General features: G+C 69.3%; 10 protein-coding genes. 5 read left to right on the top strand and 5 right to left on the bottom strand.

Features of this window, described 5'->3' with window-relative positions:
- On the bottom strand, positions 1 to 804 hold an 804-nt coding region (locus VGD44_RS24270; RefSeq protein ID WP_331090954.1), incomplete at its 3' end, for a GMC family oxidoreductase.
- 129 nt (positions 805 to 933) lie between these two features.
- Between VGD44_RS24270 and VGD44_RS24275 the strand changes: the two genes are divergently transcribed.
- The 3 genes from VGD44_RS24275 (at position 934) to VGD44_RS24285 (ending at position 4,640) form a co-directional block, all read left to right on the top strand.
- Positions 934 to 1,566 carry a helix-turn-helix domain-containing protein gene (locus VGD44_RS24275; protein ID WP_331090955.1) on the top strand — a complete coding sequence of 211 codons (633 nt, stop codon included), beginning with the start codon at positions 934 to 936 and terminating at the stop codon, positions 1,564 to 1,566.
- Positions 1,567 to 1,655: 89 nt separating this feature from the next.
- Entirely contained in the window at positions 1,656 to 2,990 is a 1,335-nt protein-coding gene (locus tag VGD44_RS24280) for an aromatic ring-hydroxylating dioxygenase subunit alpha (protein WP_331090956.1), read from the top strand.
- Between the two features lie 3 nt (positions 2,991 to 2,993).
- Entirely contained in the window at positions 2,994 to 4,640 is a 1,647-nt protein-coding gene (locus tag VGD44_RS24285) for an FAD-dependent oxidoreductase (protein WP_331090957.1), read from the top strand.
- A 10-nt stretch (positions 4,641 to 4,650) separates the two neighbouring features.
- Here the strand turns inward: VGD44_RS24285 and VGD44_RS24290 are convergent, their stop codons facing one another.
- On the bottom strand, positions 4,651 to 5,478 hold the full coding sequence (locus VGD44_RS24290; protein ID WP_331090958.1) for an SDR family NAD(P)-dependent oxidoreductase: 828 nt from the start codon (positions 5,476 to 5,478) through the stop codon (positions 4,651 to 4,653).
- Between the two features lie 101 nt (positions 5,479 to 5,579).
- Between VGD44_RS24290 and VGD44_RS24295 the strand changes: the two genes are divergently transcribed.
- Both VGD44_RS24295 and VGD44_RS24300 read left to right on the top strand, forming a co-directional pair.
- Positions 5,580 to 6,557: a helix-turn-helix domain-containing protein gene (locus VGD44_RS24295; RefSeq protein ID WP_331090959.1), complete on the top strand. Its 978-nt coding sequence runs from the start codon at positions 5,580 to 5,582 to the stop codon at positions 6,555 to 6,557.
- A 55-nt stretch (positions 6,558 to 6,612) separates the two neighbouring features.
- The gene (locus VGD44_RS24300) at positions 6,613 to 7,614 is read left to right on the top strand and encodes a phytanoyl-CoA dioxygenase family protein (protein WP_331090961.1); all 1,002 of its coding nucleotides are present in this window, start codon (positions 6,613 to 6,615) and stop codon (positions 7,612 to 7,614) included.
- Positions 7,615 to 7,633: 19 nt separating this feature from the next.
- On the opposite strand, the gene VGD44_RS24305 is transcribed toward VGD44_RS24300, so the two are convergent.
- The 3 genes from VGD44_RS24305 to VGD44_RS24315 form a co-directional block, all read right to left on the bottom strand.
- Positions 7,634 to 7,864 (bottom strand): lipoyl domain-containing protein, encoded by a 231-nt coding sequence (locus tag VGD44_RS24305; RefSeq protein ID WP_331090963.1) that lies wholly within the window; start codon positions 7,862 to 7,864, stop codon positions 7,634 to 7,636.
- 12 nt (positions 7,865 to 7,876) lie between these two features.
- A complete protein-coding gene (locus VGD44_RS24310) occupies positions 7,877 to 8,914 on the bottom strand; it encodes an alpha-ketoacid dehydrogenase subunit beta (protein ID WP_331090966.1) in 1,038 nt (345 codons plus the stop codon).
- Positions 8,911 to 9,603, bottom strand: a 693-nt coding sequence (locus VGD44_RS24315) for a thiamine pyrophosphate-dependent dehydrogenase E1 component subunit alpha (RefSeq protein ID WP_331090968.1), incomplete at its 5' end; no start/stop codon positions are given. The genes VGD44_RS24315 and VGD44_RS24310, both read right to left, overlap by 4 nt.

Raw genomic sequence — 9,603 nt, forward strand, 5'->3', positions numbered from 1 at the left:
GACCGGCCCGATTCCCGACAGTTGCAGCAGCTTCGGTGACTGCAGTGCTCCGGCGGCCAGGATCACATCGCGCCCTGCGCGAACACTCCGCTCGCCCTCAAGACTGCGAATCCGCACGCCTACGGCGCGACGGCCTTCGAATTCGATCCGAAGCGCTTCGGCCTGTGTCAGGATGCGCAGATTGGGGCGCGAGCGCGCCGGGTCGAGGAACGCCTTGGCTGCGCTTTGCCGCCGGCCGCAGGCGATGGTCCGCGGCTGGTAGCCAAAGCCTTCGTCGTCGAGGGCGTTGAGGTCGTCCACGATGGGTAGGCCCATCGTGGCGGCCGACGCGATCATCGCCTCGCATAGCTCCTGGCGCCTTGGATGTGGCGTGACCTTCAGCGGTCCGCCCACGCCTCGGCCGCCGCCGGGACCGAGCGCGTGGTCCTCCATGGCCTGGAAGCACGGATCCAGGTCCTTCCAGCCCCAACCCTCGCAGCCGTCGGCCTCCCAAGCGTCGTAGTCGCTGGGCAGGCCGCGGACGTAGACCATGCCGTTCACCGAACTGGACCCGCCCAGGCCCTTGCCGCGCACCCAGTATTCCGGAGTGTTGTGGCCGCCGGTCTTGGCGACCTGATACGTCCATACGTGCCTCCGATCGGCCAGCAGGCGGCCGAAGCCTCTGGGCATGGCGATCAAAGGGCTGGTGTCCGGACCGCCGGCTTCGAGCAGCAGGACGCGGATGGAAGTATCGGCCGAGAGGCGGTTTGCCAGGACACAACCGGAAGAGCCCGCGCCGACGATGATGTAGTCGTAGGTCTCCATGGGCGTCTCCGTCGCCACCTCGTTCTCGGGTGGCATTGCGATATGTATAACATAGTTATAGAAGTTAAATCAATGCAGCTCGGCCGCGGCCGGTTGCCATGCGCCAGGGTCTCCCCGAGAAAGACGGTCATGACGGAAGCCAAGCCACGCCGGGTTCGCCGCACGAACACCGAGGTCCGCGCCCTGATCCTGCAGAGCGCGCGCGACCTCTTCGCCGAGCGCGGCTACGCCAAGACGACGACGCGCGACATCGCCAAGCGGGCCAAGGCGAGCGAGGTGCTCCTCTTCCGCTACTTCAACTCGAAGGCCGAGCTGTTCGAGGAGGCGATCTCCGAGCCCTTCGACGCCTTCATGCGGCAGATCGTAGAGGAGCGGGCCGCGGCGAACGCCGATGCGGGTGATCCCGTGGAGCTCGGGCGAAGCTATGTGGAGGCGCTCTATGGCCGGCTGCTCACCGAGCGCCAGCTGATCCTCTCCCTCATCACCACGCGGGCCTACGAGGGCGGCCTCGAGGATGGAACGGACCGGCCGCGCGGTCTGCAGCACTACTTTGCCGAGGCCGAAGCGTCGCTGCGCAGCATGTATCGCAGCCGCGGAGTCAAGGCCGAGATTGATCCGGCGCTGGGGGCGCGGCTGGCGTTCGCGGCTGTGGTGGCCGGCGCCCTGCTGCAGGACTGGCTGTTCGAGGGGGTCGAGCACGCCGAGACCGTCACCGAGGCCATGGGGCGTTTCGTGATCCATGGCCTGTTCGGGCAAGATTAATCCGTTAGCGAAGTTGCCTATTTATCGAGACTTGGATTTGTCCTAGTGTAGCACCCGCTACATAAGAAAGCGCTAGGCGAGGAAATCCGATGAACGCGTCCTTCCAGGCCGGCGGCCCGGCAGAGGAGCTGGTGCGGGATGACTATGTGCCAGCCGCCGACTACGTCTCGCGGGCGTTCCTGGAGCGGGAGAAAGTCGGGCTCTGGCCGCGCGTCTGGCAGATGGCCTGCCGCGAGGAGGAGATTCCCAGGGTCGGGGACTTCTACACCTACGACATCCTGGACGAGTCGATCATCGTCGCGCGCACCGCGCCGGACGAGATCCGCGCCTACTACAACGTCTGCCCGCATCGGGGCCGCCGGCTGACGGCGGGCTGCGGCCATACCGGCAAGTTCCACTGCCGCTTCCACGGTTGGCAATGGGACCTCTCAGGCCGCAACACCCTGGTGGTGGACCGCGACGACTGGGCCGGCGCGCTGAGCGACGAGGACGTGGCGCTCCGGACCGTGCGGGTCGAGACCTGGGGCGGCTGGGTCTACGTCAACATGGACCCGCAGGCCGTGCCGCTGGCCGACTTCCTGGCGCCCGCCAAGGCCATGCTGGACCCGTTCGAGCTGCAGGGCCTGCGCTACCAGTGGCGCAAGTCGACGATCCTGCCGTGCAATTGGAAGGTCGCCCTGGAGGCCTTCAACGAGGGTTACCACGTCCAGACCACGCACCGGCAGATGCTGGAGTACATGGACGACGTGACGGTCAGCCACGCGCACGGCCGCCATGCGATGTTCGCCTACTGGAACGCCCTGCCGATGGGCTCGCGCTCGCGACGGCTGGGTGGTCCGCTGGGCGACGACATCCGGCCCGGCATCCTGGCCTACATGGAGGACATGGCGGCGACCCTGAATGCGGGCTCGTCGGTGCGCGCGGTGCATGCCGCGCGCCGCGTCATGCAGGAGGTGCCGCCCGGCTCGACGCCGGTGGAGGTGCTGACCGCCTTCGGGACCTTCATCCGCGAGGACGCGGTGAACTCCGGCGCCGGCTACCCGCCGATCACGCCGCAGCAGATTTACGCCGCCGGCATCGACTGGCACCTGTTCCCCAACCAGATCATGCTGCAGAGCCCCACGGGCCTGCTGGGCTATCGCGCCCGCCCGAACGGCGACGATCCCGACAGCTGCATCTGGAACGTCTACTCGATGCAGCGCTATCCGCCCGGCGAGGAGCCGAAGGTCGTCGAGGAATGGAGCCACGACCTGACGGACGAGGCCTTCTGGGGCCGCATCCTCTGCCAGGACTACGAGAACATGGCCGACATCCAGCGCGGGATGAAATCGCGCGGCTTCGCCGGCTCGCGCCCCAATCCGGTGCAGGAACGGGCGGTCTCGAACTTCCACCGCGCCCTCCACGATTTCCTGGCGGAGGCCTGAGCCATGGCGCACTGGGACGAGAGCGTCGACTTCGTGGTGGTCGGCAGCGGTGGCGGCTCGATGTGCGCCGGCCTGGTGCTGCGCGACCTCGGCAAGTCGGTGGTTGTGCTGGAGAAGACCGACAAGGTGGGCGGCTCGACGGCCATGTCGGGCGGCGTCCTGTGGGTGCCGAACCACCCGTTGCAGGCGGCGGCGGGCGTGAAGGATTCCTACGAACAGGGCCTAGCCTACCTGGAGGCGACGGTGGGCGACGCAGGCCCCGCCTCGTCGCCGCAGCGCCGGGACGCCTTCCTGCGCCATGGGCCGGAGATGATCTCGTACCTACTGCGCAAGGGCCTGAAGATCCGCCGTTGCGAGGGCTGGTCCGACTACTATGACGAAAAGCCCGGCGGCTGTGCACGCAGCCGATCACTGGCGATGGAACTGTTCGATGCGCGCGAGCTCGGCGACTGGAACGCAAAGCTGCGCAGGGGTCCGTTCGACATCCCGATCCGATGGCCCGAGAGCCGGCAGTCGATGCTGATGAAGCGTACGCCCGAGGGCTTCCTGGGCGCCATGCGGCTGGGTCTGCGAATGGCCAGTATGAAGCTCACCGGCAAGCAGCTGGTGGGCATGGGCGCCGCGATCCAGGGTCGCATGCTGCAGGCCGCCCTGCGCGCCGGCGTCGACATCCGGCTGGAGTCGCCCGTACAGGAGCTGGTCGAGGAGGGCGGGCGCATCGTGGGCGTCGTCGCCCAAGTCGATGGTCGCGAGCGCCGGATCCAGGCGCGGGACGGCGTGCTGATCAACGCCGGCGGCTTCGCCCGCAACGCCGAGATGCGCCGCGAGTATGGACCTCAGCCCTCATCCGTGGACTGGACCAACGCCAATCCCGGTGACACGGGCGAGGCGATCGAGATGGCCATGGCCCACGGGGCGGCGGTCGACCTGATGGATCAGGCCGTCTGGCTCGTCACCTCGGTCACACCGAAGGGCTTCCGGGCCTTCCACGTGCTGGACTTGGCCAAGCCCCACCTGATCATGGTGGACCAGAAGGGCGAGCGGTTCGCGAACGAGTCCGGCTCGTACATGGAGAACGGCCAGCGGATGTACGCCCGCGGCGCCGTGCCGGCCTGGGTGATCATGGAGAGCCGCCACCGCGAGCGCTATGTCTGGGCGGGCGCCATGGGGGGCAAGACGCCGGAGGACTGGATCACCAGCGGCTACATGAAGCGCGCGGACACGATCGAGGGCCTGGCCACCGCCTGCGGCCTCGACCCCCAGGCGCTGCGGCGCACCGTCCACCGCTTCAACGAGTTCGCGGCCACCGGGCGGGACCTGGATTTCAAGCGCGGCGAGCGCGCCTACGACCGGGTGTTCGCCGACCCCACGGTGAAGCCGAACCCGTGTCTCGGCGCCCTGGAGAAGGGCCCGTTCTATGCGGTGCAGGTCTATCCGGGGGACGTTGGCACCTTCGGCGGCCTTCTCACCGACGAGCACGCCCGCGTTCTGACGGACGCGGGCGCGCCGATCCCGGGACTCTACGCCACGGGCAATTCGACGGCCTCGGTCGTGGGGCGCTGCTATCCCGGGGCCGGCGCCAGCATCGCCGCGTCGTTCGTGTTCGGCTACATCGCCGCCCGCCACGCCGCGGGCGCGACGATCAACTGAGGTGGCCGGCCTAGCGGGGGGCTTCCATCAGGCGCTCGTAGGCGGCCAGGGCGGCGACCTGCGTGACGCCGCCGTCCACCGGCAGGCAGGCGCCGCTGATGAACCGCGCCTCCGGCCCGGCCAGGAACAGCGCCGCCTGAGCCACGTCCCAGGCATCGCCTTCGATCCCGAGCGGTGCGATGCGGCGCCGCGCCTCCCGCGCGGCCGGGCCGACGAACCGCTCGACCAGCGGCGTCATGATATGGCCGGGCGCGATGGCGTTGGCGCGCAGGCCGTCGCGGCCGTAGATCACAGCCAGTTCCCGCGTGAACTGCACCAGGGCGGCCTTGGACGGTCCGTAGCTGCCTGTCCCGTGCGCGCGAAGGCCGGCGACAGAGGCGATGTTCACGACCGCGCGGCCGCGGCCCTGCAGGAGCGGCGGGATCGCCGCGCGCGTCATCAGGAACGCGCTGTTGAGGTTGAGGTCGACGCCACGGAGCCAGGCCGCCTCCGCCATGTCCTCGAGCCGCCCCGCGCCCGATCCCACGCCGACGTTGTTGACGAGCACGTCGAGGCCACCCAGCCAGGCGACGCTCTCCTCCGTCATCCGCGCGCAGTCCTCGGCGGACGTCACGTCGCCGACCACCGGGCGCGCCTCTCCGCCGCCGGCGGCGATCTGCGCGCAGGTCGCCTCGGCCCGGCCTGCGTCCTGGTCGAGGACAGCCACGCGGGCCCCTTCGCGGGCGAAGAGGACGCAGATCGCGCGCCCGGTCCCGACGCCGTCACCGGCCGATCCTCCCCCGGTTACGATCGCTCGCCAGCCCTTCAGCCGGCCGTGGGTCTGTTCGGGTTCGGGCATGTGGCATCCTCCGTCGGACCCGCAGTCGACCATCTGGACCCGGCCACCAGGAGGGGCATTCTGGTGATTGAGCGGGGGCGGATTTAAGCCTGGGGTCGACCATGTCTGACCTGATCGTCGTGGCCTCGCCCCACACCTACCTGGCGAGCCTGGGGCGTGTGCTCGACGCGCATGCGCTGCTGGCCGAGCTCTACGACAACAACCCGGCGCTCAGCGTCTATTCGCGCATGCACACTGGCGTGAAGGTGCTGACGGCCGACGGGGCTCCAGTGTCGCTGGCAGGCGGCCGAACGTTGGCGGCGGACGGCGGTCTCTCGAGGAACGTCGATGCAAGGCTGGTCTACGTTGCGGCGTTCGAAGCCCCCGACGCGGGCGACGTGGAAGCCGCGCTGGGCGGCAGCGAGCCCTTGTCGAACTGGCTCCGCGAACAGAAGGACCGCGGCGCGGTCATCGCGGCCGCCGGCGCCGGCGTCTGGAGGTTGGCGCGGGCAGGGCTTCTCGCCGAAGGCGTGGCGTCGGTCGAGCCCAGGCTGACGCCGGCCTTCCGGCGCGCGTTTCCCCGCATACGGGTCGAGGGGCTCCAGGGGATGAGCACCGCTGGCGACGTGCTGACGTGCGGCGCGCCTGCGCTGGAGGGCGAGTTCGTCGTCCGAGCCGTCGCCCAGGCGCTGTCGCCGGGCGTGGCGCAGTGGTTGGCGATGCGCTGGGGCGCCATGGCCGAAGCCGGCCTCACGGTCCAGTCGGATCCCCTGGTCGCGCGCGCCCAGCTGTGGATCCGTGAGCGATTCACCCAGTCGTTTCGTATCCAGGACCTCTCGGCGACACTCTCCGTCAGCCATCAGACGCTCATCCGCCGATTCCGTCTGAGCACGGGCGCCACGCCGCGGGATTATGCCCAGGGGTTAAGAATCCACGCCGCCAAGATGATGCTCCGCGAGACGCCGCGGACCGTCAGCGAGATTGCCGCCCTGGTCGGCTATTCGGACCTTCCATCGTTCCGCGAGGTGTTCCGGGCGCGGGAGGGCGTGACGCCGGCGGGCTTCCGGGCCCGGGAGCGGGCACGCCGGTCGCAGCCGTAGAATTCCCCCCTCGGCTTTCGCCAGAACGCCCCTGTTGGGGGCCCTTGCAGCGTCCATGATCGCTGGCCTGGACCTCAGCGCGGAGATGCAGATGTCGGCCGCCACGCCGCCCATGGGCGAGCTCAAGACGCACAATCACCTGCTGGGCGATCGGCCAGCGCTCGACACGGCGTGGGAGCGCGATGGCTATTGGTTCTTCCGGGGCGTGCTCGACGCCGGGGCCGTCGGCCGCCTGCGCCAGGTCTACATCGACGAGCTGGAGCGGCAGGGCGTCATCGATCCGGTCGGCGAAGCGCCCACGGACAAGAGCGTGCGGTACAATGGCGTTAGCCTGGCCGCCTATCCCTTCCGCATGGAGCCCATCGCCGCGCGGGCCCCCTGGCGGTCGTTCGTCGCCGAGCCTCCGATCCGTGCCTTCTTCACCCGGCTGTTCGGCGAGGAGCCGTTCTGGGTCCCGGTGGTGGAATACCGCGCCACGCCGCCGCAACAGGATCCGGCGCGCTCGCGGTTCGACGGCGTCCACCAGGACGGTCCCTACAGCCCGGGCATACCATTCCGGATCTGCTGGATCCCGCTGGCCGAAATCGACTCCGACGTGGGCGGGCTGGCGCTGGTCGAAGGATTGACCGAACGGATCAACCGGCACCCGCTCGCGGACGGCTCGAACACGGCCATCCCTGTGGACTCGCTGCCGGCGGACGCCTGGCGGAGGACGACATACCAGGCCGGGGACGTCCTGCTCATGAACCTCTGGACGCCGCACAGCGGCCTCTCCAACCGCTCGGATCGCTTCCGCCTCTCGATGGATCACCGGGTCATGGGGCGTTCCGAGGGATGTCCGCTCGTGGGCCAGCTGCTCGCGATCGACGCGACGTCGGTGACGCTGGTCGCGGAGGGCCGGGAGATTATCCTGCGGCTGGACGCCGACACCTATGTCCGCAACGACGTCGGCCGCAAGCTCGCGGGCGACGCCATCGGCGAGTTCTACAAGCCCGGGCAGGAGGTCATCGTCGCCTTCGACGGGAACAGGGCGACGGTGGTGCGACCGCCGCACTGAAGGCGGCGCTCGGCGGCGGTTACTCGATGTAGCCCAGCACCGTGCCGACCTCGTAGGTCTCCTCGGGCGCGGCAAGGATCTTCAGCGTTCCGGACGCGGGCGCCTCGATCTCGTTGTTCGACTTGTCGCTTTCCACCGAATAGAGCGGCTGGCCCTCAGACACATGGCTGCCGTCGGCGACCAGCCATTCGGTGAGGATGCCCTCGTTCATGTCGAACCCGAGTTTGGGAAGCAGGATTTCCGTCGCCATCGTATCGATTCCTCAGCCGGCCAGCGCGGTGATCGCCTCGGCGATCCGAGCCCGGTCGGGCGCATAGGCCGCTTCCAGCGGCTTGGAGTAAGGGACCGCCGAGTAGGCGCCGCCCAGGCGGCGGACCGGGGCCTTCAGCTGGCCAAACAGTTCTTCCTGGATCACCGCGGCGATCTCGGCGCCGACGCCGAATTGCTTCACCGCCTCGTGGACGATCAGCACTCGGCCGGTCTTGCGCGCGGAGGCCAGGACGGTCTCCCGGTCCCAGGGCGCGATGGTCCTGAGGTCGACGACCTCGGCCGAGACGCCCGCCGCCGCCGCGATCTCGGCCGCCGCGCGGGCCTCGCCGGCCAACCGGGCATAGCTGATGACGGTGACGTCGGTCCCCTCGCGCTGCACGGCCGCCTTGCCCAGCGGCACGCGGAAGCCGGTGTCGGGCAGGACGCCGGGGACCGGGGTACGGTAGGTGGGAAGGTTCTCGATGAAGAGGACCGGATCGGGGTCTTCGATGGCCGAGCGCAGCAGCCCATAGGCGTCGTCCGGCGTCGACGGCGCCACGACCTTGATGCCTGGCGTGTGGGCGAACCAGGCCTCGAGGTAGTCGCAGTGCTGGCCGCCCGATCCGTATCCCAGGCCGGTCATGGTGCGGATCACGATGGGCACGCTGGTCTGGCCGCCGGACATGAAGCGCAGCTTGGCGGCGTGGTTCACGATCATGTCCATGGCCACGGTCGTGAAGTTCATCAGCATGATCTCGGCCACCGGCTTGTAGCCGATCAGGCTGGCGCCGATGGCCGCGCCGATGATCGCCTGCTCAGCGATCGGCGTGGAGCGGACCCGGTCGTCGCCGAAGCGGGTCGAGAGGCCCTTGGTCACGCCGACGATGCCGCCCTCCTCGGGGTCAGCCAGGTCCTCGCCCAGCGCCAACAGCTTGTCGTCTTCGGCGAAGGCGTCGGTGAGCGCCTTGTTCAGCGCGGCCAGGATCGTGACCGTGGCGGGCTTCGCGGTGGCGGCCGTCGGGGCCGGTGCGGTGGTGGTCTCGGTGCTCACGCCAGGATCTCCTCGGCAAAGACGTCGTGGCGCAGGTCGTCGGGCTGGGGCAGCGGCGAGGCCAGGGCGAAGGCGACGGCCGCGTCGATGCGGGCCTCGATGTCAGCCTCGATGTCGGCCAGCTGCGCCTCGGTGGCGATCCCGTCGGCCAGGAGCCGCGCGCGGAACTTCGGGACCGGGTCGTCGGCCATGGCGGCGGCCTTCATGTCTTTCGGGATGTAGCCGTCGGCGTCTCCGAACACGTGGCCCATGAACCGGAAGGTGACGGCCTCGATCAGGGTCGGGCCTTCGCCGGCGCGGGCGCGGGCGACCGCTTCATTCGCGGCGGCGTACATCGCTACGGGATCGTTCCCGTCCACCCGCACGCCGGGGATGTTGTAGCCGTGGGCGCGGTCGGCGATCCGGAGCGCAGAGGTGCCCTTGGCGTAGGTCGTGTGCTCCGCGAACTGGTTGTTCTGGCACAGGAAGATCACCGGCAGCTTCCAGACCGCGGCCAGGTTCAGGGCTTCGTGGAACGCTCCGATGTTCGAAGCGCCGTCGCCGAAGGTGGCCACAGCCACCTGGTCGGTCTTGGCCACCTGGGCGCCCCAGGCCAGGCCATTGGCGATCGGCATCGAGGAACCCACGATGCCCGTCGTCACCATGATCCCCTTTGCGGGATAGGTGAGATGCATCGGACCGCCCTTGCC

This window comes from Phenylobacterium sp., from assembly GCF_036402295.1.
In the GTDB taxonomy this organism is placed as follows: domain Bacteria; phylum Pseudomonadota; class Alphaproteobacteria; order Caulobacterales; family Caulobacteraceae; genus Phenylobacterium.

Excerpts from the sequence above, each read along its gene's own strand:
- VGD44_RS24275 (WP_331090955.1), top strand. The coding sequence starts at position 934 with ATGACGGAAGCCAAGCCACGCCGGGTTCGCCGCACGAACACCGAGGTC.
- VGD44_RS24280 (WP_331090956.1), top strand. The coding sequence starts at position 1,656 with ATGAACGCGTCCTTCCAGGCCGGCGGCCCGGCAGAGGAGCTGGTGCGG.
- VGD44_RS24285 (WP_331090957.1), top strand. The coding sequence starts at position 2,994 with ATGGCGCACTGGGACGAGAGCGTCGACTTCGTGGTGGTCGGCAGCGGT.
- VGD44_RS24290 (WP_331090958.1), bottom strand. The coding sequence starts at position 5,478 with ATGCCCGAACCCGAACAGACCCACGGCCGGCTGAAGGGCTGGCGAGCG.
- VGD44_RS24295 (WP_331090959.1), top strand. The coding sequence starts at position 5,580 with ATGTCTGACCTGATCGTCGTGGCCTCGCCCCACACCTACCTGGCGAGC.
- VGD44_RS24300 (WP_331090961.1), top strand. The coding sequence starts at position 6,613 with ATGATCGCTGGCCTGGACCTCAGCGCGGAGATGCAGATGTCGGCCGCC.
- VGD44_RS24305 (WP_331090963.1), bottom strand. The coding sequence starts at position 7,864 with ATGGCGACGGAAATCCTGCTTCCCAAACTCGGGTTCGACATGAACGAG.